At 69.6% G+C, this 21,820-nt stretch carries 22 protein-coding genes; 12 read left to right on the top strand and 10 right to left on the bottom strand.

The genetic code is table 11. The features are described 5' to 3' along the window. Positions 1-49 precede the first annotated feature (49 nt). Positions 50-913 carry a helix-turn-helix domain-containing protein gene (locus OHA25_RS12605; protein ID WP_327587731.1) on the top strand — a complete coding sequence of 288 codons (864 nt, stop codon included), beginning with the start codon at positions 50-52 and terminating at the stop codon, positions 911-913. On the opposite strand, the gene OHA25_RS12600 is transcribed toward OHA25_RS12605, so the two are convergent. Next, a complete protein-coding gene (locus tag OHA25_RS12600; RefSeq protein WP_327587730.1) occupies positions 910-1,890 on the bottom strand; it encodes an aldo/keto reductase in 981 nt (326 codons plus the stop codon). The genes OHA25_RS12605 and OHA25_RS12600 overlap by 4 nt on opposite strands. 387 nt (positions 1,891-2,277) lie before the next feature. Here OHA25_RS12600 and OHA25_RS12595 point away from each other — a divergent pair, with 387 nt between their 5' ends. The 3 genes from OHA25_RS12595 (at position 2,278) to OHA25_RS12585 (ending at position 4,635) form a co-directional block, all read left to right on the top strand. Further along, positions 2,278-3,150 carry a LysR family transcriptional regulator gene (locus OHA25_RS12595; RefSeq protein ID WP_327587729.1) on the top strand — a complete coding sequence of 291 codons (873 nt, stop codon included), beginning with the start codon at positions 2,278-2,280 and terminating at the stop codon, positions 3,148-3,150. Between the two features lie 32 nt (positions 3,151-3,182). Next, a complete protein-coding gene (locus tag OHA25_RS12590; protein WP_305919622.1) occupies positions 3,183-3,383 on the top strand; it encodes an EF-hand domain-containing protein in 201 nt (66 codons plus the stop codon). 64 nt (positions 3,384-3,447) lie between these two features. Next, positions 3,448-4,635 carry a helix-turn-helix domain-containing protein gene (locus OHA25_RS12585; protein WP_327587728.1) on the top strand — a complete coding sequence of 396 codons (1,188 nt, stop codon included), beginning with the start codon at positions 3,448-3,450 and terminating at the stop codon, positions 4,633-4,635. Positions 4,636-4,651: 16 nt separating this feature from the next. On the opposite strand, the gene OHA25_RS12580 is transcribed toward OHA25_RS12585, so the two are convergent. After that, positions 4,652-5,935, bottom strand: a complete 1,284-nt coding sequence (locus OHA25_RS12580; protein ID WP_327587727.1) for a hypothetical protein — start codon at positions 5,933-5,935, stop codon at positions 4,652-4,654. Between the two features lie 85 nt (positions 5,936-6,020). Then, positions 6,021-8,603 carry an MMPL family transporter gene (locus tag OHA25_RS12575; protein ID WP_327587726.1) on the bottom strand — a complete coding sequence of 861 codons (2,583 nt, stop codon included), beginning with the start codon at positions 8,601-8,603 and terminating at the stop codon, positions 6,021-6,023. Between the two features lie 211 nt (positions 8,604-8,814). Here OHA25_RS12575 and OHA25_RS12570 point away from each other — a divergent pair, with 211 nt between their 5' ends. Then, on the top strand, positions 8,815-10,077 hold the full coding sequence (locus tag OHA25_RS12570) for an MFS transporter (RefSeq protein WP_327587725.1): 1,263 nt from the start codon (positions 8,815-8,817) through the stop codon (positions 10,075-10,077). Here the strand turns inward: OHA25_RS12570 and OHA25_RS12565 are convergent. Together OHA25_RS12565 and OHA25_RS12560 are read right to left on the bottom strand one after the other, a co-directional pair. After that, complete coding sequence (locus OHA25_RS12565) at positions 10,059-10,538, bottom strand: hypothetical protein (protein WP_327587724.1); 480 nt, start codon at positions 10,536-10,538, stop codon at positions 10,059-10,061. The genes OHA25_RS12570 and OHA25_RS12565 overlap by 19 nt on opposite strands. Positions 10,539-10,648: 110 nt before the next feature. Next, complete coding sequence (locus OHA25_RS12560) at positions 10,649-11,287, bottom strand: hypothetical protein (protein WP_327587723.1); 639 nt, start codon at positions 11,285-11,287, stop codon at positions 10,649-10,651. Between the two features lie 71 nt (positions 11,288-11,358). Here OHA25_RS12560 and OHA25_RS12555 point away from each other — a divergent pair, with 71 nt between their 5' ends. The 7 genes from OHA25_RS12555 (at position 11,359) to OHA25_RS12525 (ending at position 17,944) form a co-directional block, all read left to right on the top strand. Next, positions 11,359-11,988 (top strand): helix-turn-helix domain-containing protein, encoded by a 630-nt coding sequence (locus OHA25_RS12555; protein WP_305919629.1) that lies wholly within the window; start codon positions 11,359-11,361, stop codon positions 11,986-11,988. Between the two features lie 80 nt (positions 11,989-12,068). Continuing rightward, positions 12,069-13,238: a homogentisate 1,2-dioxygenase gene (locus tag OHA25_RS12550; RefSeq protein ID WP_327587722.1), complete on the top strand. Its 1,170-nt coding sequence runs from the start codon at positions 12,069-12,071 to the stop codon at positions 13,236-13,238. Next, the gene (locus OHA25_RS12545) at positions 13,226-14,002 is read left to right on the top strand and encodes a hypothetical protein (RefSeq protein ID WP_327587721.1); all 777 of its coding nucleotides are present in this window, start codon (positions 13,226-13,228) and stop codon (positions 14,000-14,002) included. Before OHA25_RS12550 ends, OHA25_RS12545 begins: the two co-directional genes overlap by 13 nt. Next, a complete protein-coding gene (fahA, locus tag OHA25_RS12540; protein ID WP_327587720.1) occupies positions 13,999-15,102 on the top strand; it encodes a fumarylacetoacetase in 1,104 nt (367 codons plus the stop codon). The genes OHA25_RS12545 and fahA overlap by 4 nt, the downstream gene beginning before the upstream one ends. A gap of 80 nt (positions 15,103-15,182) precedes the next feature. After that, on the top strand, positions 15,183-16,361 hold the full coding sequence (locus OHA25_RS12535) for a L,D-transpeptidase (protein ID WP_327587719.1): 1,179 nt from the start codon (positions 15,183-15,185) through the stop codon (positions 16,359-16,361). A 71-nt stretch (positions 16,362-16,432) separates the two neighbouring features. Beyond that, positions 16,433-16,864, top strand: a complete 432-nt coding sequence (locus OHA25_RS12530; protein WP_305919634.1) for an NfeD family protein — start codon at positions 16,433-16,435, stop codon at positions 16,862-16,864. Between the two features lie 3 nt (positions 16,865-16,867). Continuing rightward, positions 16,868-17,944 (top strand): SPFH domain-containing protein, encoded by a 1,077-nt coding sequence (locus OHA25_RS12525; RefSeq protein ID WP_305919635.1) that lies wholly within the window; start codon positions 16,868-16,870, stop codon positions 17,942-17,944. Positions 17,945-18,085: 141 nt separating this feature from the next. Here the strand turns inward: OHA25_RS12525 and OHA25_RS12520 are convergent, their stop codons facing one another. Genes OHA25_RS12520 through OHA25_RS12500 form a run of 5 tightly spaced genes read right to left on the bottom strand, consistent with a single transcriptional unit; the run spans position 18,086 to position 21,584 of the window. Then, the gene (locus OHA25_RS12520; protein ID WP_327587718.1) at positions 18,086-18,658 is read right to left on the bottom strand and encodes a hypothetical protein; all 573 of its coding nucleotides are present in this window, start codon (positions 18,656-18,658) and stop codon (positions 18,086-18,088) included. Continuing rightward, entirely contained in the window at positions 18,655-19,242 is a 588-nt protein-coding gene (locus tag OHA25_RS12515) for an RNA polymerase sigma factor (RefSeq protein ID WP_327587717.1), read from the bottom strand. Before OHA25_RS12515 ends, OHA25_RS12520 begins: the two co-directional genes overlap by 4 nt. A gap of 12 nt (positions 19,243-19,254) precedes the next feature. Beyond that, positions 19,255-19,989, bottom strand: coding sequence for a nucleotidyl transferase AbiEii/AbiGii toxin family protein (locus OHA25_RS12510; RefSeq protein WP_327587716.1), 735 nt, complete (start codon positions 19,987-19,989; stop codon positions 19,255-19,257). Positions 19,990-19,991: 2 nt separating this feature from the next. Further along, entirely contained in the window at positions 19,992-20,369 is a 378-nt protein-coding gene (locus OHA25_RS12505) for a hypothetical protein (RefSeq protein WP_327587715.1), read from the bottom strand. Positions 20,370-20,414: 45 nt separating this feature from the next. Then, entirely contained in the window at positions 20,415-21,584 is a 1,170-nt protein-coding gene (locus tag OHA25_RS12500) for a Gfo/Idh/MocA family protein (RefSeq protein ID WP_327587714.1), read from the bottom strand. Positions 21,585-21,820: the final 236 nt, after the last annotated feature.

Below are 21,820 nucleotides of genomic sequence, written 5' to 3'. Positions count from 1 at the left end.
AGCCAGTCCCGTGCGTTGACTACTCAAACCTTGCTTAGGGTGGATCGATGTGGATCGTGAAACCGAACTGAGCGAGTTCCTCAAGTCCCGCAGGGCGCGGCTGCGGCCGGAGGACGCCGGTGTGCCGTACAAGAACCACGGGACGCGGCGGGTGCGCGGGCTGCGCCGCGAGGAGCTGGCGCTGCTCGCCGGAGTGAGCGTCGCCCACTACACCCGGTTGGAGCAGGGCCGCAGCCAGAACGTGTCGGCTGAAGTGCTGGATTCCATCGCCGACGTGCTGCGGCTCACCGCGGACGAGCGGACTTATCTGCACGCCCTGGCCCACCCGGCACATCGATGCCGCGACTGCCCGCAGACTCCGGTGCGGCCGGGGCTGCAGCGGCTGCTGGACTCCATGATCCTCACCCCCGCCTTTGTCCTGGGGCGACACGCCAACGTGGTCGCCTGGAACAGACTGGCGGCCGCGGTGTTCGCCGACTTCGCCGCCATCCCCGAGGATCGCAGGACCATCGGCCACCTGGTGTTCCTGGATGAGGAGATCAAGCGCATGCACGGGGAGGGGTGGCCGCGCCTCGCGCAGGAGCACGTGGCCCAGCTCCGTCTCCTGGCCGCCCGCTACCCCAAGCACCCGCAGATCATGGAGCATGTGGACGCGATCTGCAGCCGAAGTCCCGAATTCCGCCGCCTGTGGAACGAGCACCACGTGGCGGCGGCGACGCACCGCGACTATGTCCTGGACCACCCGGTAGTGGGCGAGTTGCGGCTGTCCGCCGAACTCGTCGGCTTTCCGGGCGATCCGGAGCTGCAGGGGATGGACCTGTTCGCCGCCGAGCCGGGCTCGGAGTCGGAGGACAGGCTGCGCCACCTGGCCGCCACCACCACACGCCGGCCGTCCAGCGCTCCTGTGGCCTAGAGGAGCGTGCCGCCGGTCACCTCGAATGTGGCGAGGGCCTCGTCGATCCTGGCCAGGGTGTCCGGGTGGAGGGTCAGGTCGGCGGCGGACAGGTTCTCCTCGATGTGTGACGGGGTGCGGCTGCCGGGGATCGTGGCCACGTGCTCGTCCTGATGCAGGAGCCAGGACAGGGCGAGCTGGGCCGGGGTGATGCCCAACTGGGCGGCCAGGCTGCGGATGGGGGCGTAGCGGTCGTTGTTGGCCGCCAGGTTGTCCGCGGAGAAGCGGGGGGCGTTGTGGCGGAAGTCGCCCTCGCCCAAGGACTGGACCGTGCCGGTCAGGAAACCCGTGCCCAGCGGGCTCCAGGCCACGATGCCGACGCCGAGTTCGCGGGCCGTCGACAGGACGTCCGGATCAATAGGGCGCCACATCGACCACTCGTTCTGCACGGCCGTCACCGGGTGCACGGCGTGGGCGGCCCGTAGTTGCGCGGCCGTCACGTTGGACAGGCCGACGTGCTTGATCAAGCCGTCGCGTACAAGGTCGGCCATGGCGCCGACCGTGTCCTCGATCGGTACGCCCGGGTCCGGGTAGTGGGCGTAGTAGAGGTCGATCACGTCGGTGTCCAGGTTGCGCAGGCTGCGCTCCGCGTAGCGGCGGACGAGGCGGGCCTCAGCGTTCACGCGTAGCTCGCCGAACGCGAACCCGACCGGCTGCGACCGGCTCTGCTCCCCCTCCGGGATCGCCAGGCCGAACTTGGTCGCGACCACCAACTCGTCCCTGCGCCCCTTGATCGCGCGGCCCACCAGGCGCTCGTTGTGGCCGTCCACGCCGTACGCGTCGCTGGTGTCCACGTGGGTGGCGCCCCCGTCCAGGGCGGCCTTGAGCGCCGCCTCCGCGCGGGTGTCGTCAATGTCTCCGTAGATCCCCGGCGACAGCACCATGGCGCCGTAACCGATGGCAGGGACCTGCAAATTTCCGAGCCGGCGTGTCTTCATGGGACAGATCCTGCAGCGGGCGCGTGCCCGGTGTCCAAGTCCCCTTGCGATAACCAGCGGTTATGGACTTCCGTCAGCGGCCCCATACCGGCGACATACCGGCGATATACCGGGATTCTCTAGAGTCACCCGCGTCCCATATGGACATACCGCCAAGGAGAAGGTCATGCGCAGTATCCGACGTGTCGGCGGCCTCGCGATCATCGCGCTGAGTGTTGCCCTGCTAGGTTCGCCTGCTTCTGCCAACGCTGACGCGACATTGGAGTGGTCTCTCCATATGCCCGCGGAGGACGGAGGCCCAGGCAACAGCGGCGACATCAGCGATGGTCCTCCCGTGTCGTGACCTGCGGAGGGTAGCCCTCGGCTTGCGTGCTCCATGGTAGATACATGGATCTGAAGGTGCTCAACAGCTTCGTGGTCGTGGCCGAGGAGCTCAATGTGACGCGGGCGGCCGAGCGGTTGTTCGTGTCGCAGCCGGCTCTGTCCAAGCAGCTCAGAGTGCTGGAGCGGGAGCTCGGGTTCCGGGTGTTCGAGCGGGTGCACAGCGGCGTCGTCCTCACGCGGCAGGGTGAGGTGTTGGTGCCGGTCGCCCGGGAGTTGCTCGAGCGGTGGGCGGCGGGGCTGGAGAGCGCTCGGGCGGCCGCTCCCACCGGGACACTGGTGATCGGGATGCAGACGGCCGTGGGGCGCGGGTTGCAGCAGGCGGCGTTGCGGCGGTTCAGGACAGCCATGCCGGGGTGGGAGGTGTCGTTGCGGCTGGTCGGCTGGGACGACCCCAGTGGCGGGCTGCTGGACGGCTCCTCGGACGTGGCGTTCATCTGGTTGCCGGTGCCGGCGGGGCTGAGCACGTACGTGCTGGCCACCGAAGCCAGAGGTGTGGCCCTGCCCGCCGATCATCGGCTGGCAGGGCTGGCGGAGGTGCCGTTCGAGGCGCTACGCGACGAGCCGTTCATCGCCTTGCCCATGGCGGCGGGGCCGCTGCGCGACTTCTGGCTCGGGCTCGACGCGCGGGACGACGAGCCGGTCGTCGGGGTCACCGCCAACACGCCGGAGGAGGTGTTCGAGGCCGTGACCAGCGGGCTCGGCGTGGTACTCGTGGCCGAGGGGAACGCGGCGCTCTACAACCGGCCCGGGATGGTGTACCGGCCCGTGGCGGGGCTGCCGCCCGGAGAGCTCGCGATCGCGTGGAGAGATGAGGACAAGAGTCCACAAGTCGCGGCATTCATCGACGCGCTACGGCAGGTCGCCACTAAGGTCTGACGCGAACATCGGATCCGCGGAAGGGCGACTTCATGAGCGACTACACGATCACCTTCGACCTCATCGATGCCGACAACGACGGCCGTATCTCCGCTGACGAGCTCGTCCGGCTCATGGACGTGCTCGGCCAGCCGGTGACGTTGGAGGCCGCGCAGGAAGGGGTGCGCAGGCTCGACAAGGACGGCGATGGGCTGATCAACGTGGAGGAGTTCGGCGCCTTTATACAGAAGTGATAGCAAAGCAAGCATTTGCTACACATCCTCTGTCGCCTACGTCACAATGGCGACAGGAGGGACGATGGCCATCAAGAGTGACATCACCGAAAGCCGTACACCCGCGGACATCGTGACAACGCTCAGGTCGCGCATCGGCCGGGTTTCCGACGAGGTGATCAAGGAGATCCAGGCCCGGATCCCCGAGTACGACCGGCCGGACGACGAGCTCTACATCAAGGTCGTCAGGATGGCGGTCGAGCAGGCCATCGAGGGTTTTCTCGACCGCATCGAGCACCCGGCCGTCCCGTGGGATCCGGAGCCGTTCCGCGCGATCGGCAGAGGCGAGGCTGCCGAGGGCCGCAACCTGGAGCCCCTCCAGACCGCGATGCGCCTCGGCGCCCGAGTCGGGTGGCGGTGGCTGACCGAGCTCGCCGACCCGCTCGGATTGTCTCCCCAATCCCTTTACGACCTGGGCGAGGCCATCTTCGTCTACCTCGACCAGCTGGCGGACGCGGCGGCCGAGGGCTTCGAGGAGGCCAGGACGCACGCCGCCGGCGAGATGGAACGCCGCCGTAACCGCCTCCTCGACCTGCTGCTGAGCCACCCGCCCGCCAGTCCGGAGGCCATCGCGGACCTGGCCAAGGCGGCGGGCTGGCGGTTGCCGAGGACGGTGGCCTGCGTGGCACTCGACGTTCGGCCTGGGGGTTGCCGTATGCCCCTGCTGCCGCCTGACGTGCTGGCGGGGCTGGAGCGGCCGGTGCCGTGCCTGCTGGTGCCCGATCCCAGTGGGCCCGGCCAGGCGCAGATGCTGGAGCAGGCATTGCGTGGACGCTGGGGCGCGATCGGGCCGGCCGTGCCGATGGCCGCCGCGGCGACGTCGCTGCGCTGGGCGCGGGAGGCGCTGGAGCTGTCACGGCGCGGCGTGTTGCCGCGCGGGCTGCTGCGATGCGAGGACCACATGGCGACGCTGGTGGTGTTCAAGGACGAGGAACTGGTCAGCGCTCTGGCCGACGTACGTCTCGCGCCCCTCGCCCATCTGCGGCCCGCTCAGCAGGATCGGCTGGCCGAGACGCTGCTGGCCTGGTTGCGGCACGGCAGAGGCGCGGGCGAGGTGGCCGCCCGGCTGCACGTGCACCCGCAGACCGTCCGGTACCGGCTGCGGCAGCTCGAAGAGCTGTACGGCGATCAGCTGGCCGATCCGGACATTCGTTTCGAGCTGGAGATCGCGCTTCGGGCGCGGCAAGCTGTCATCGAGAGCCGGTCCCGCTGAGGCCCACGTACGTCCCTCAGGCGGCGTGCAGGTACACCTGACCGAACACCTCGGACAGGTTCTTGAGGTCGGTGGCCAGGTCCACCTCAGGGTTGGCGGGGTCGTAGATGGTGGCCAGGCGGGCGCGGACCGAGCCGAGCTTCTTGAGCTGGTCCCAGGTGGTGTTGGCGGCCCACTTCTCGCCGTACACCCGGCTGACCTGGCCCTGGTCGTTCTGCCAGCGGGTCCACAGGGTGACCGTCTCCGCGGCGTCGTCCTGGAGCGGGGCGGCGATGCGGTCGGTGATGGCCTTGGTGGCCTGTTCCTCGCTCAGCGGGGCGCCGGCGAAGCTCGCGTCCTCGACGGCGATCTGGGCGTAGGCGTCCCAGGCGCGGCCGCGTACCTGGATGGCCTGGTTGCGCTGGGCCTCGGCGGCGTCGATCTTCCAGGTGGCGTACTCGGTGCCGAAGTGGCCGCTGTCGAGGGCGAGCTGGTCGAGGTAGCCCTTGGCCAGCCAGACGCCGATGCGGTCGGGGTCGAGCAGCGGGTACTTCTTGGCGATCTCGGCCTTGCAGGCCTCGTTGGCGCCGCAGCCGAACACCGGCACCAGCGTGTGCGCGGCCAGCTTCTTGCCCGGGGCCAGGCCACGCAGCGCGGTCGCGGCCTCGGCGACGAACTTGTCGAGCTCCTCCGCCGTGGCGAAGGTCTGGTTGTAGCCGAGCTGCGAGGTGAAGCGGATGCCGACGACGCCCGGCTGTGCGGCGGCCAGGGCGGCGATCTTCTTGGCGGCCTCGGCGAGCGTGCCGGCCTTGTAGTCGTCGGCCAGCTCCGTCTCGATCCACAGGCGCATGTTCGTCTGAGCGGCGGCCTGCGCGGCCTGTCCGGCCGGCGTCTGCTGGGCGGCGCTCTTCTCGGCGGCGGAGATGCCGTCGGGGTCGACGTAGCACTCCTCGCCGTTCTGGCACTCCGGCGTGCCGCCGTCCTCGGCCCCGTCGACGTCCGGGGCGCCGCCGTCGCGGGGCTCGCCGTCACCCTCGCCGTCGGTCGCGCACTGGTTGCCGGGCTCGGTGCAGTCGATCGTGACGCCGTTCACCGGGCCGGAGTCCTTCAGGTTCTCGCCGTCGTTGCCGAGCCAGAACCTCGCGATGTCCGCGGCTTCCTCGGGGGTGGCCATCCAGGTGCAGACCACGTACGCGGGGGTGTCGTCGGCGAGCAGGTCGTTGCAGCTGCGCGGGTCGTCCGCCGACCACGCGGGAACGCCGACGCCCAGGAACGAGAGGGCGAGTCCGATGACGAGGAGCTGCCGCAGCCGCTTTCGCATGGCACCTAACTTCCGGGGGGTGATCGTGGGCATATGCACCATATCCGGACGATCAACAACGTTCAATGAGATCGACGGCTCACGCTCATGAGTCCACCTCCACCCATGTCCAGCCGCGGCCGTCGGGAGTGGCCCGGACCACCCGGGTACGCCCCGCCGTGACCTTCACCCACCGGGGACCGTCCTCCTCCTTCGCGGGCGCTTCGGGGGTGGAGTAGGGGTGCTTGCGGAAGGACCTGGCCTGTACGAGCTCACGCCCGCCGACCGGCGGCTCGTGCTCGGCCGCCAGCGGCACTGGATCGGTGTCCGCGCCGAAGACGGCGGGCCGCCCGTTGACGGTCACCACGGGCCCGGGCGGCAGCTCCGGAGCAACCGGGCCGAGCTCGACCGACCGCCGGACCCCGGCCTCCGCCTGAGGCGGCACGGCGGGCGGAGGCGGCACGGCGGGCGGAGGCGGCACGGCGGGCGGAGGCGGCACGGCGGGAGCTCTCCCGGCAGGCCGCTCGTGCAGCTCCACGCGCCGGTGGAAGGCACGGGGCGACCACCAGTTGGCACCGCCCATCAGATGCATGGTCGCCGGCACCAGCAGCGCCCGCACGAGCGTGGCGTCCACCACGATCGCCACGAACAACCCCACCCCGAGCAGCTTCACGATCGTGATCCCGGCCGTGGCGAACGCCCCGATGACCACCAGCAGCAACAGCGCCGCGCTGGTGATGACCCCGCCCGTCTGCTGCAGCCCGGCGGCCACGGCCGCCGCGTTGTCCCCCGTACGCAGCCATTCCGCCCGCACCCGCGACAGCAGGAACACCTCATAGTCCATGGACAACCCGAACACCACGGCCAGGATCAGCACCATCACCGTGGCGTCGATGGACCCGGTGGGGGTGAACCGCAGCGCGGATGCCAGATGCCCGTCCTGGAAGGCCCACACGATCACCCCGAACGACGCGCCGATGGACAGCACGTTCATCAGCAACACCTTGACCGGCAGCACCACCGACCCGAACGCGGCGAACAGCAGCACCCCCGTCACCGAGCCCACCACCAGCGCCATCCACGGCAACGTGGCGGCCAGGCTGTCCATCAGATCCATCTGGGCGGCGGTCGGCCCGCCGACCACCACCTGCCGCACGTTCGGCCCAGGCGTCAGGTCCCTGATCGACCTGACCAGCTCCTGGGCCGCATCCGACATCGGGTCCGAGTCGTAGCGGACGGCGAGCCGCACGGCCCCGTTGTCCTGCGACACCCCCGCCAGATCGACCCCGGCCACATTCGGCAGCCGCCGCAGCCGGTCGGTCAACGGCTTCACGTCCGACGGTGTCACGGGCGTGACCGAGCTGATCGGCGAATGCCCCTGGCCGAGCGGCCCCGGGACGACGGGCGACTCGGTGAAGGAGCGCCCGACCAGGATGTGGACGTCGATCGCCGCCATGGAGTTCCTGGGGAAGTCCCGTTCCACGGCCTCGGCCACGCGACGGCTTTCGGAGGCGGCGGGCAGCACCCGATGATCCACATTGCCGAACCTGGCGTGCAGGAATGGCAGAGCCAGCGACACCAGCACGACGGACACGGCGACCAGGTACAGCACCGGCCGGCGCATGACGCTGGACGCGATGGCGTGCCACATGCCGCCGTCGCGCCGCCCGTACCCGAACTGTGGGGTGATGCGGAGGGCGTCCACGCGCCGCCCCAGGATGCCGAGCACGGCGGGCAGCACGACCAGCGCGGCCCCCATCGCCACCAGCACCACAGCCGCCGCCCCGAGGCCGATCGAGCGCAGGAACATCTGGGGGAACAGCAGCAGCCCCAGCAGCGCCGTGGCCACCGTGAGCCCGGAGAACGCCACGGTGCGCCCGGCCGTGGCCATGGTCCGCACCACGGCCTGCTCGCTCGACGCGCCGCTCCTGATCTCCTCCCTGAACGCCTTGAGCACGAACAACGAGTAGTCGACGGCCAGGCCGAGCCCGAGCATGGTGACGACGTTCAGCGAGAAGACCGAGACCTCGGTGACCTCGGTCAGCAGCCGCAGCAACACCAGCGCGCCGAGCACCGCGAACAGCCCCACGAGCAGCGGCAGCCCGGCCGCCACCAGGCTCCCGAACACGATGACGAGCAGCACCAGCAGCACCGGCATGGAGATGACCTCGGCGCGGGTCAGGTCGGCGGCGGTCTGGTCGTTGAGCTCCTGCAGCAGCGGCACCGGCCCGCCGACCTCGACGTGGAGGTTCTGGACGCGTCTGAGCCGGTCCGCCACGGCGGCGTAGGCAGCCTGCCTGTCGCCTTCGAGCGTGACCAGCGCGTACGTCGCCCGCCCGTCCTCCGACACCATCCGCTTCGACCCGGTCGTCCAGTACGTGGCCAGCCCGCGCACATGCTCCTTCGGCAGCGCCCGCAGCGAATCGTGCACCGCCTTCTTGTACCGGGGATCCCGCGCCTTGACTGTCGGGTGCCGGTAGAGAACGACCACGTCGGAGGCGTGGCCGTACCAGTCACCGGTCCAGCGGGCGGCGGTCGTGGAGTCCGCCCGCGGGTCCTCGAAGCCGCCGTCGGCCATCCGCCCGAACAGCTCCAGCCCCAGAGGCGCGGCCAGGACGGCCGCCGCCAGGCTCAGCACCAGCAGCGTCCACCTGCCGCGATAGACCAGGCGGCCAGCGGATTCAAACAAGGGCGCCTTCCAGGTACGCCCGCCCCGCCACCTGGGCGATCACCGTCTCCTGCATGCCGAGTCCCCTCGTTCAGGGACCTAGCAAATTACGGGAGAAGGAGGGCCGGATTCTTGCCAAACCCCTGCACATTCCTCTTTCTGTCTTGTTACGGGGTGACAAGAAGTACGGCAAAATGGGGGAGTTTGCCGGTCTCCTAGGGGGTTCACGCAGGTGCTGGGTTATGGACGCGATCTCGGCCTGCTCCGGGATCGCCGGTTCACGCTGCTCCTGACCGCCAGGACGATCTCCGTCCTGGGCAGCGCGTTCGCACCCGTGGCCCTGGCGTTCGGCATCCTGAACCTGCCCGGCGCGGACGCCACGACCCTGTCGATCGTGCTCACCGCCGAGTCGCTCCCCATGATCGTGTTCATGCTGGTGGGTGGCGTGATCGCGGACCGGCTGCCGCGGCAGCGGGTCATGATGACGGGCGAGTTCATGATGGCGGCGGCGTTCTTCGCGCTGGGGGCCATGCTGCTGGTCGGCTGGACCCCGCTGCCGGCGCTGGTCACGGCGGCGGCGCTGGGCGGGACGGCCACGGCGGTCACGTTCCCCGCGCTGAGCGGGATCATCCCCGAGGTGGTGCCGAAGGACCGGCTGCAGACCGGCAACGCGCTGCTCGGCCTGGGCCAGAACGCCGCCCGGGTGGCCGGGACGGTGCTGGGCGGCGGCACGGTGGTGTTCTTCGGCGGTGGCTGGGCGCTGACGGCCAGCGGCGCCATGTTCGCGGTGGCAGGCGTGCTGATCGCGCTGCTGCGGCTGGAGCCCGGCGCGCGACCCGCGGGTGAGCGGCACTCGGTGCTGGCGGACCTGCGCGACGGTTGGCGGGAGTTCCGCTCGCGGCAGTGGATCTGGGTGGTGGTCGCGCAGTTCTCGCTGCTGGTCATGGCCATCCAGGCCGGGCACGGGGTGCTCGGGCCGCTGTGGGCCAAGGAGAGTATGGGCGGCCCGGCGGTCTGGACGGCGTTCCTCGCGGGCGAGGCCATCGGCATGATCGCCGGGGTGCTGGTGTCGATCCGGCTGCGGCCGAGCCGGCCGATCCTGGTGGCGGTGCTGCTCTGCCTGCCGACCGCGCTGCCCTACGTGCTGCTCGGGGTCGACGCGCCGATCTGGGCGATCGTGGCCGGCGCCTTCGTGCTCGGGGTCTGCTTCGACGTGTTCGGCGTGTTGTGGCAGACCACGATGCAGCGGGAGGTCCCGGCCGAGTCGCTGTCGCGGGTCAGCTCGTACGACATGCTCGGGTCGCTGATGTTCGGGCCGATCGGGCTGATGCTGGCAGGACCGGCGGCCGAGGTGTTCGGCACGGAGGAGTCGCTGCTCGGCTGCGCCGTCCTCATCGCGGTCAGCACGCTGGGGGCGCTGCTGGCGCCGGGGGTGCGTAACCTGCGCGCCGACGCTCGCCCGCGGCTCGAGCCGGTTCAGTCGGACCCGAAGTAGGCGTTGGCCCGGGGCTGGAACATCAGCGCCATCGCCCCGAGCACGGCCGCCACGTGCAGAATCCGGCTGGCCGCGAAGGCCCAGCCCGCGGCGTCCAGGCCGGCGGCGGCCTCGGCGATCGACCCGCCCTCCAGCAGCCACCGGGCGGGCTCGATCACCAGCGACAACGTGCCGAACACGCCCAGCGTGCCGGCGAGCGTCCACCGCGCCCAGTTCTGGCCGCGCCGCAGCCGCAGCGCCAGGACGATCGCGCCGGCGAAGACCGCCAGCCGGAATCCGACGCCCGGCAGCAGCTCGGCCAGGGCGGACGTGCCTTCGAGCAGCTCTCGGGTGACCATCAGGGCGGCCTCGAACGCGCCGAGCGCGACCGCCGACAACCAGAGCATGGCGGCCGCGTGCACGACGGGCGGTGGTCCGGCCGGCGTGGGGTCGCTTCTGCGCAGGCCGGTGACAGTGTTCATGACGGATACCTCCATAGGTGCGGGACGTGCACCTCGAAGTCTCCGCCGCGGGGCCGCACCGGTCATGCCCGCCGTCCCCCCAGTTCAGGTGGGGTGCGCCCTACCCGGCATCAGACGATGATCAGCCGTACGACGACGCCCGCGCAGTTGCCCGCCACGCAGATCCGCACCGGGATCTCGGAGATGCCCGGCGTGGCGGGCACGCCGCCCACGTGGCCGTCAGGACCGATGCTCACGCCCCTGGGCAACCTGGCGTGGTCGTTCACGGAGAAGGTGGGCAGGACGCCGGGCGGGCCGCCGCTGATGCCGATCTCGCCGTCCAGCGGGACGCCGACCTTGCCGGGGAAGGTCAGCTGGCGCGGCACCCACGGCACGTTGCGGAGCACCACGAGGGTGACCTCCTGCTCCCGGCACGTCTGCCCGGCGCACAGCTGGACGGGGACGACGTACGTGCCGGAGCGCCGCGGCGTGCCGGACAGCCGGCCGCCCTGGTCGAGCTGAACCCCGACGGCGAGGTATTTCGCGCGGAACGCCAGGCCCTTGGCCGTGGGGAGCAGCCGGCTGGTGACCTCGATGCCCTCGGTGACGTAAATGGTGTCCTCGACCAGATGGCGTTCAGGTGGATCCGTGGGGGTCTGCTGGGATATGAGCGCCATGGTGTTGATCGACATGGTGGAGATCGACGGCACTGCGGCGGTCAGCACGCACACGGCCATGCCGGCGAGCACGAACACCCACCTTTGCCGCATCGTTACCCCCTGGCTGTGCCTATCCCCCTACGTACCCCCCGGACTGCGCAGCGTCACAGATAATCAGTCGCATGGCCGCTGAATCCGCTCAGACCCTCGAGCGCGGGCTGCGCCTGCTCCGACTGCTTGCCGACGGCAAGGGCGGACGCACGCCGACCGAGTTGAGCGGCGAGTTGTCGCTGAGCCGTCCTGTGGTCTACCGGCTGCTGACGACGCTGATGAACGAGGGGTTCGTGCGCCGGGACGCCGAGGGACGGGTGCATCTCGGGTTCGGGGTGCTCGTGCTGGCCCAGGCCGTGCAGCCGCTCCTGCGGGCGGCCGCGCTGCCGACGTTGCGGCGGCTGGCCGAGGAGGTGGGCGCGACCGCGCACCTGACCGTGGCCGAGGGCGACGACGGGCTCGCCGTCGCGGTGGTCGAGCCTTCCTGGACCGATATGCACGTGGCTTACCGGGAGGGCGCGCGCCATCCGCTCGCGAAAGGCGCGGCGGGCCAGGCGATCCTGGCGCTGCGTGAGGGACGCGACGACTACTTCGTCACGGAAGGGCAGTTGCAGGAGGGTGCGCGGGGCCTTGCCGCCCCGGTAACCGGCTTGCCGTGGCTGGAGGCCTCTGTGGGGGTGGTGACGTTCGGACCGCTGGAGGAGTCGACCGGCCCGCGGGTGGTGGCCGCCGCCGCCGAGCTGTCCGCGGCACTGGGTTGACATCTCCCTACCCATGGCGGACGGTAGTCACATATAAAGGACACCTTCGTCCGATAAGCGGACAGGCAAGGGAGGGGCCGATGCCGTACTACCGCGTCGTTGGGGAGGTGCCGCGTAAGCGGCACGTGCAGTTCAGGCGGCCGGACGGCGGTCTCTACGCCGAGGAGCTGATGGGCGAGGAGGGCTTCTCGTCCGACTCCTCGCTGCTCTACCACCGCCACCTGCCGACCGCGATCGTCAAGGCGGAGGCGGCCGAACCCGGCACGGAAACGCGACTCGAGCCCAATCTGCCGCTCTCGCCACGCCATTTCCGCACCCAGGAGCTTTCCAGCGCCGGCGACCTGGTCACGGGCCGCATGCTGCTGGCGGGCAACGGCGACGTCCGATTGTCGTACGCCACCAGCGACCGGCCGAGCGAGCTCTACCGCAACTCGATGGGCGACGAATGCGTGTACGTCCAGCGGGGCGAGGTGACTTTCGAGTCCACCTACGGCGTGATCGAGGCCGGGGAGGGCGACTACGTCGTCATCCCGACCGGGACGATTCACCGGTGGGTGCCGAGGGGCCCGGTCAACGTGCTGGCCATCGAGGCGTCCGGGCACATCAGGCCGCCCAAGCGATACCTGTCGCAGTACGGGCAGTTCCTGGAGCACGCACCATACTGCGAGCGCGACCTGCGCGCACCCATCGCGCCACTCCTCGTGGACGGCGAGGAGGTGCCGGTGCTGGTGCGCACGCGCGGCGGGCTGACCAGGCTCGTCTACCGGAATCACCCGTTCGACGTGGTGGGCTGGGACGGCTACCTCTATCCGTTCGCGTTCAACATCAACGACTTCGAGCCGATCGTGAAGAAGACGCACGCGCCGCCGCCGGTGCACCAGACGTTCGAGGGGCCCGGGTTCGTGGTGTGCTCGTTCTGCCCGCGGCCGCTCGACTACCACCCCGAGGCCATCCCGATCCCGTACAACCACCACAACGTGGACTCCGACGAGTTCATGTTCTACGTGGGCGGCGACTACTCCGCGCGCGCGGGCTCGGGCATCGATGTCGGGTCGATCTCGCTGCATCCGGCCGGGTTCACGCACGGGCCGCAGCCGGGCGCGGTGGAGGCGGTGATCGACGCGGTCGCCCGGGGTGTCACGACCACGAGCGAGATGGCGGTGATGGTGGACACCTTCCGCCCGCTCGACCTCGGCCAGGGCGCGCTGTCCTGCGAAGATCCCGGCTACGCGTGGACATGGGCACGATGATTCTCTACACGGCATTGGTGGACGACGCGGGCCTGTTCCCGCCGACGTCCCTGCACATGGACGAGGCGCTCGCCCGCCACCGGCGGGACCAGGAGCGCGGCAACCCGGTGCTCACGCACCGCTTCCTGTGCCCGGCCAGCCGGTTGGACCGGCTGCGCGGCAAGGACTTCCGGCCGCGGCGGATCGGGCTGATCGTGGATACGCCCGAGGTGCCCGCCTTCGACGACCTGCCGGTGGACATCGTCGAGATGCCGCTGCCCCGCGATACGTCGGTCGCGGCGCTGGCCGACCGGCTCGGGCTGCCCGAAGGGGTGCGGCTCTTCGCCGAGGTCACCCCGGGCAAGCTGGCCATCACCGTGCCCGACGGCACAGGGCTGAAGGTGCGCTGCGGCGGCCAGGTAGCCGACGCCTTCCCGGCGGTGGAGCAGCTCGCGATGTTCATCAGGTTCTGCGTGGACCACGACGTGCCGTTCAAGGCCACGGCCGGGCTGCACCACGCCGTACGCCACTTCGACCCGTCGCTCGGCGTGGATCGGCACGGGTTCCTCAACCTGACGCTGGCGGTGTGCGAGGCCGTCGAAGGGCGCGATCCGGCGCCCGTGCTGCGCGCCACCGACGTGGGGCATCTCGTACGGCTGGCGCAGGACGTACCGGAGGAGACCGCGAAGCGGGCGCGGCGGCTGCTGGTGAGCTACGGCTCGTGCAGCACCAGCACGCCCCTCGAGGACCTGCGCGCACTTGGACTGATCGAGGAGGATGCGTGAGTTGGGGTGTGGACAATCTGCCCTTCGGGGTCTTCTCCTCGCCTGGAGAGTCGCCCCGGGTGGGAGTGCGGTACGGCGACCGGGTGCTCGACCTGACCGCCGCGCTGCACGACGAGGTGTTCGCCGCCCCGTCGCTCAATCCGTTCTTGGCCAGGGGCCGCGCGGCCTGGCACGACACCCGGACGCTGATCAGGAACAAGCTCACCGGCGACCTGGCGGTGACCGAGCCGCACCTGATTCCGCTGGAGCAGGTGCGGCTGCACATGCCGTTCGAGGTGGCCGACTACGTCGACTTCTACTGCTCGATCGACCACGCGAGCAACGTCGGCAGGATCTTCCGTCCCGACACCGAGCCGCTGCTGCCGAACTGGCGGCACCTGCCCATCGGATACCACGGCAGGTCGGGCACGGTCGTGGTATCCGGCACGCCGGTCAAGCGGCCGCAGGGGCAGCTCGGGCCGGGCAAGTTCGGTCCGTGCGAGAAGCTCGACTTCGAGGCGGAGCTGGGGTTCGTGGTCGGCGTGCCGACCGAGCTCGGCACGCCTGCCGGGGCGTTCGAGGACCATGTGTTCGGAGTGACGCTGGTCAACGACTGGAGCGCGCGGGACGTGCAGGCGTGGGAATACCGGCCGCTCGGCCCGTTCCTGGCCAAGTCGTTCGCCACGTCGATCTCGCCATGGGTCACCCCGCTGGAGGCGCTGCCCAGGATCCCCGGGCGGCCGCAGAACCCCGAGCCGGCCGCGTACCTGCGCAGGCAAGGCGACTGGGGGCTGGACATCTCCGTCGAGGTCCTGCTCAACGGGGAGGTCGTGTCGCGACCGCCGTACGCGAGCATGTATTGGACACCCGACCAGATGCTCGCCCACATGACCGTGAACGGGGCTTCGTTGCGCACCGGCGACCTGTTCGCCAGCGGCACGATCTCGGGCCCCGAGCGCGGCGATCGCGGCTCGCTCATCGAGCTGACCTGGAACGGGACCGATCCGATCAAGCTGGCGAGCGGCGAAGTCCGCGCGTTCCTGCAGGATGGCGACACGGTGACCATCCGGGCCACGGCCGGCGACCTGACATTGGGGGAGGTTTCAGGAACTGTCGTATAGGTGACTCAGCGTGCTTGCTCGCGGACTGAACGCTACTCTTGGAGCGCTTCCCCGCTCCATCAGAAAGCAGGATTCACCCCATGCGGCGTGCCGGAGCTCGCGCGATGATGTGTGTCGCCTTCCTCCTGATCTGCGGCTGCAGTCCCGTGACGGCGGAGGCGCCGGTCTCGGCGCCGGTCGTGCACATCTCACCGGCGCTCGACAGCAAGCGGGCGCGGCCCGATCGCGGCCTGCTGATCAGCGCGTCCGGTGGCACGCTCAGCAACGTCCAGGTCTATGAGGGCGGGGAGCCCGTGCCGGGCAGGCTCGACGGTTCCCGCACGACCTGGCGCTCCGACTGGACGCTCAAGCCCGCGGCCGAATACACGGTGACCGCCACGGCCGCGGGCCCGCGCGGCCCCGCCACGGTGGCGGTGGGCCGCATCCACACCCGCCCGGCCGAGCGCACGTTCGGGATCGTCGCCACCACGCCCCTGCCCGGCGAGATCGTCGGCACCGGCATGCCGATCATCATCGACTTCGACACGCCCGTGACGGACAAGGCGGCCGTCGAGCGGGCGCTGGAGGTCAAGAGCGAGCAGCCGGTCGAAGGCGCCTGGCGGTGGACCAGCGACACTCAGGTGATCTACCGCACCCGCCGCTTCTGGGACCCCAGGCAGCGGGTCACCGTCACCGCCCACCTGGCCGGCCTGCGCCTGCCCGGCGGCGTCTACGGCGCCACCGACTCCACCTTCGCCTTCACCGTCGCCCGCGAGCAGGCCAGTGTGATCGACACCAGGACGCACCAGATGGTCGTCGAGCGCGACGGCGCGCCCGCGCAGCGCATGGCCATCAGCGCCGGCGTGGCGACCACCCCCGAATACACCACGACCAGCGGCGTGCACCTGACCATGGACAAAGACAGCCCGGTCCGCATGGTCTCCCCCGGCCGGCGAAAAGGCGAGCCCGGTTTTTACGATCTGATGATCGACCACGCCGTGCGCATTTCCAACAGCGGCGAATACGTGCACGCCAAGAACAATGTGTGGGCCCAGGGCCGGGAAAACGTCAGCCACGGCTGCATCAATGCGCGGCCCGACCAGGCCGCCTGGTTCTACGCCACCTCCCTGCGCGGCGATCCGGTCACGATCACCGGCACCGACCGCGAGCTCGTATGGAACAACGGATGGGGTTTCTGGCAACTCCCGTGGGAGAAATGGATACAAGGCAGCGCGCTGCATGCCACCGATGACGCAGGTGGGTGGGTGCCGCAGCGCTGAAACCAGGATTACGGTAGAGGAGGGGGAACCACCCACGCACTCAGGCCCGTTGTCCCAAGAGGAGGGCCGACATGGATGAATGGATCATCTGGGTAATCCTCGCGGTCGTGCTCGGCGTGGCCGAGTTGTTCACCTTCACGGCCGCGCTGGGACTCCTCGGCGCCGCGGCTCTCCTCACCGCCGCGACCGCCGCCATCGGATTGCCCGTTCCCCTGCAGTTACTGTTCTTCGCGGCCTCGTCAGCAGCCGGTCTGATCGTGATCAGGCCGCTGGCGATGCGTCATATCAGGCAGCCTCAGCTGCAGCGGTTCGGCGTCGAAGCACTCGTCGGCAAACCCGCCTACGTCGTGTCGGAGGTAACCGGCCGCGACGGACGGGTACGCGTCGGGGGCGAGGAATGGTCGGCGCGTGCCTACGACGAAACCCTGGTGATTCCCGCGGGGGCGACCGTCGACATCATCGAGATCGAGGGCGCGACAGCCCTCGTATATCCCCGGGAGTGAGCCATGGATGCGCTCTTGCTGGTCGGACTGTTCGTCATCCTCTTCGCCGTGGTCACCGTGCTCAAAGCCGTGCGGATCGTCCCACAGGCCCGGGCGGCCAACGTCGAGCGCCTCGGCCGTTACCATCGCACGCTCAAGCCCGGCCTCAACTTCGTGATCCCGTACATCGACCGCGTCTATCCCAAGCTCGATCTACGTGAGCAGGTCGTGTCCTTCCGTCCGCAGCCGGTCATCACCGAGGACAACCTGGTCGTCGAGATCGACACGGTCCTCTACTTCCAGATCACCGACCCGCGGGCGGCGGCGTACGAGATCGCCAACTACATTCAGGGTGTCGAGCAGCTCACCGTCACCACGCTGCGTAACGTCGTCGGCTCCATGGACCTGGAGAAGACCCTGACCTCGCGCGACACCATCAACAGCCAGCTTCGCGGCGTCCTCGACGAGGCCACCGGCAAGTGGGGGCTGCGCGTCAACCGGGTCGAGATCAAGGCCATCGACCCGCCCAAGACCATCAAGGACGCGATGGAGAAGCAGATGCGGGCCGAGCGTGACAAGCGGGCCGCGATCCTCAACGCCGAAGGCCAGCGCCAGTCGCAGATCCTCACGGCGGAGGGCGACAAGCAGAGCCGCATCCTTCGCGCCGAAGGCGGCCGCACCGCGGCCATCCTGGAGGCCGAGGGCCAGTCGCGCGCCATCGACCAAGTCTTCCAGGCCGTGCACCGCAACGACCCGGACCCGAAGCTGCTGGCGTACCAATACCTGCAGATGCTGCCGCAGCTGGCGCAGGGTCCGGGCAACACGTTCTGGGTGATCCCGAGCGAGGTCACCTCGGCGCTGCAGGGTGTCTCGAAGGCGTTCACCGAGGCGCTGCCGCAGTCAGCGGCCACGCGGGAGGAGGCCCCGGAGAGCTCGGCCGCCGAGGAGGAGGCCGCCAGGGCGGCGGAGGCCGCGGCTGAGGCGGTCGCCGACGCTCAGGAGGCGGAGAGCCCGAACGGGCCGCGCCAGCTCACCCAGGGCGTCCAGGAACCTTCCCCGTTCCCCGACCTGGAGCGGGAGAAGAAGGAGACCGAGCGCTGAGGTTCGGATGAAAGAGCGTCTGGCACGCGCATGGTGCGCGTGCCAGACCGCGTTCTCGGTCGGGCGGTTGGTCGGTCGACCACTAACGACAACGGCGCCCGCCGCACACGCTCGTGCGGCAGGCGCCGTCCTTTCGCCTGGTCAGTGCGACAGCGGTGCCTCCGTGGTGTCCACCAGGACGCACTCCGCGATCGGCCCCTCGGCCACTCTGGCCCAGATGCCGGCGATCACCCCGCCGTTGTTCTCCGACGAGCTGAACTCCAGAACCCCCGTCTGGCCCGGGCCGATCACGCTGGGGTCGATGGTGAAGCTGCCGAAGTGCTCCTCCGGCGCGGGCCAGACGGCAAGATCCGCTTCCTCCTTGTCCAAGAAGCCGGCCGCGCGGGGCTGCGGGCTGCACTTCTTGCCCATGGGGATGTAGTCCACGACCACGTTCGCCCCCAAGCTCTGCAGCTCCGCCTGGAGGCCCTTCGGGTCCTTGGCCTCGTTGATGGTGATGTGGATCAGCCCATCGGAACCCTTGGTCACCGCGTACGCAGGGGGGCCGCCGAAGAGCAGCGGTACGGCCACCGCGGCGGCGGCCGCCAGGGCCAGGGCAGGGGCTGCCAGGACGGCGCGGCGCTTCCGCGGTGCCTTGTCGATCTCGGTCATCACGAACTCCTTGAGCAGTCGGTGACGGCCCTCGGGAAGATCGCGCTCGGCCGGCCAGTTCATCGGATCTCCTCCTTCTCGGGGCCTCCGTCACCTACTACCTGTCCCCTCGCCGGAGGCGGTTCCCCGGCGCCGGCGAGTTTCTTGCGGGCCCGTGAGAGCCTGGACCTGACCGTGCCTACCGGGATGCCGAGTGCCTCGGCAGCCTGCGCGTAGTCGAGCCCCGCCCACACGCAGAGCGCGAACACGTCCTGCTCCGCGCGGCGAAGCTTGCCGTACGCCTGCCGCACCGCCGCCAGCCGTTCGGCGTCGTCGATGCGGCTTACGACCTCCTCGGCGAAGTCCGGCACTCCCTCGCCCCTGGGCAGCCGGGCCAGCGCGTCGTCATGCCGACGGGCGGCCCGGCGCATGTTGCGGGCGACGTTGGTGGCGATGCCGAGCAGCCAGGGCCGCAGCGAGCCGCCCTCGGCGTCGATCTTGCCTCGCAGCCGCCACGCTTCCAGGAACGTCAGCGCCGTCACGTCCTCGGCCATGGACCAGTTGGCGGTCAAGCGGATGGCGTGGTTGTAGACGGCTTTCGCGCACTCGTCGAAGAGCTCACCGAACGCGGCTTTATCCCCGCCCCGTATCCGGGCCCGTAATGACATGTCCACACATATCTACTGTCCGGTCGATTTATCGGGTTCCCGCGACTGCGACATAACCAGGCGACGCCCAAGGTCGTCCCGCCAGGCGGCGATCCACACCCGCAGCTCCGTAGCCTCGGGCTCCCCGAGTCCGTAGGGTTCAAGGTCAGCGGTCGCGAGCCGCGCCGCACGTGGCAACCTGATCGTGGCCAGGAGGTCCAGCAACTCGGTCGTGTCGCGATCTTTGAGGCGTGCGGCACCGAGAGCCTCCAGCTCCGCGAAGGAGTAAGTGTCGGCGACGCCGTGGATGTCGATGTAGTCGCGCGGGGCGAACCGGGACAGGACCGCCACCATCTTCTGCCCAACGGCGTCTTCGCGCGAGACCGTCTGGACGCGACTGCCGGGCCTGATCTCGATCTCCACCGGCGCCCCCGCGAGGTCCAGCGTGTGGCTAGGGCGCTGGATGACGTCGACGTCAAGTGTCTCGCCCTCGGGGAACCAACCGGCGCCGACCTCCAGCCGCGAGATCAGCGGGCCAGGCGACACCTTCGCCGTATAGCCGTGCTGCTCGTATTCCGTCGCGAGCATGCCCGCCAGCCGCGCGCACGGCACGTCAGACACCGCGTAGGCGAAGTCGAGATCGGCGGATGGGCGATCGACGATGCCGTGTGCCTGCATGCTGTATCCACCGACCAGGAGTAGTCCATGGCGGTTCAGGAAAGGCACCACGTCTTCAATGGCCCGGGCGTGCCAGTCGGGGATCCGCATTCTCAGGAGGCCATAAGACCCGGAATGCGGCGGATCTCGGCGAGTTCGGAGATGGCGCCGAGCTCGGGAAACGTGATCTCCCACACCGCCCGGTAGATTGGGTCGAGCCGCCACCACAGATCGAACCAGTGGCCGATCAGGAGCGTGTGGTTGAGCAGCCCAATGATGTCGTCCCGCGTCCCCGCCTCCAGCACGCGGGCGTATGCCTCGAGACGCTGCTCATAGACCGACAAGTCGTAGTCCGTCCGGCCCGACCAGGCCACCCGTCGCGGCAGTGACAAGATGCCGCGGGCAGGGCCCCGGAGGTCACAGAGGGACACCGGAAGGACGGTCTCGGCGTACTCCCGTGACCCAGGGGGCAGATCCTCGAAGGTGGTCATCGCCCGGCCCCTTCCCGAGATATCTCTCCCCCCAGCGTATCCCGGTCAACCCTGCCCGGCATCGAAGTAGGCGGCCAGCTCCGGATCCAGGGACGGCACGTCGTACGGCATCCCCCCATCCCGCAACGACATCGTGGCCATATAACCGGCCGCCACGCTCATCCTGGCCGCCACCGGAGAGGTGTCCGTCACTCCCCCGTCCCGGGCGAACCTGCAGAACTCCGCCACGATCTCGACGTCCGCGCCCCCGTGCGACCCCGTGGCCGGAGGCACCTTGTACGTGATGTCGCAGTCATCCCTGTAGCCCGTGGGCCCGGTGTTCCACACCTTGACCGTGTCACCGGGCCCGTCGCCGAAGTTCTCCAGCCGCCCCTCCGTACCGATGACCGTGTAGTTGCGCACGTAGTCGGGCGAGAAGTGGCACTGCTGGTAGGCGGCGATGACGCCATTGTCCAGGCGCATGTTCATCACCGACACGTCCTCGACGTCGACGACGTGGTGCAGGTCGCGGCGCGCGGTCGGCGGCCAGTCGTACTCCTGGAGCCAGCCGTCGGGGCGCGGGGTGCCGGGTGCGCGGCGCGGCAGGTCGCCGTAGAGCATGAGGTCGCCCAGCGCGTTCACCCGGGTGGTGTAGCCGCCCGCGAGCCAGTGGATCACGTCGAGGTCGTGCGCCGCCTTCTGCAGCAGGAGACCCGTGGTGCGGGTGCGGTCCGCGTGCCAATCCTTGAAGTAGAAGTCCCCGCCGTACGAGACGAAGTGGCGCACCCAGACGGTCTTCGGCTCGCCGATGACGCCCTTGAGGATGATGTCGCGCATGAGCCGGACCACGCCCATATGTCGCATGTTGTGCCCCACATACAGGCGCGTGCCGGTCTCGCGGGCGGCGTGCAGGATGTTGTCGCAGCCCTCCACGGTGATCGCCATCGGCTTCTCCAGGTAGACGGCTTTGCCGGCCTGGAGGCAGTCGATGGCGATGCGCTCGTGGGTGTCGTCGGGGGTGTTGACGATGACCGCGTCGAGGTCGCGGCGGTCGAGTAACTCCCGGTAGTCGCCGGCCAGGAACTTGGCCTCGAATCTCCCCGCCTGCCTCTTGAGCACCGCCGGGTCGGAGTCGCACAAGGCGGTCACGATCGAGCCCTTGCCCGGCCGATGCGCGGCCAAGGCGAGGCTCGCCCGCAGGCCGAGGCCGATGACTCCGATACGCAGGTCTTCCACGATTGTCCCCTCCGAATCAGCCCCGACGCGCTCCTAGAGCCCAGTCCGTACGAGTCGAGGTGGAGGCTAGTACGTATTTATGCAAATAACCAGAGGAGATAGAGCAGTTTTGAGCACACACGGCCCGGGTTGCTGCGGCGTAAAGCAGAGCTGTGGGGGCACTTAAGAATCCCTCGATGGACATGCTCGGAGTTGAGAGGGCACAGTGCGTTAGGTTCGACCTAGGGGGAATGGGG

The sequence above is a fragment of the Nonomuraea sp. NBC_00507 genome (assembly GCF_036013525.1).
Taxonomy (GTDB): Bacteria; Actinomycetota; Actinomycetes; order Streptosporangiales; family Streptosporangiaceae; genus Nonomuraea.
The sequence above is the reverse complement of the archived record's forward strand: the minus strand, read 5'-3'. Positions and strand labels throughout refer to the sequence as shown.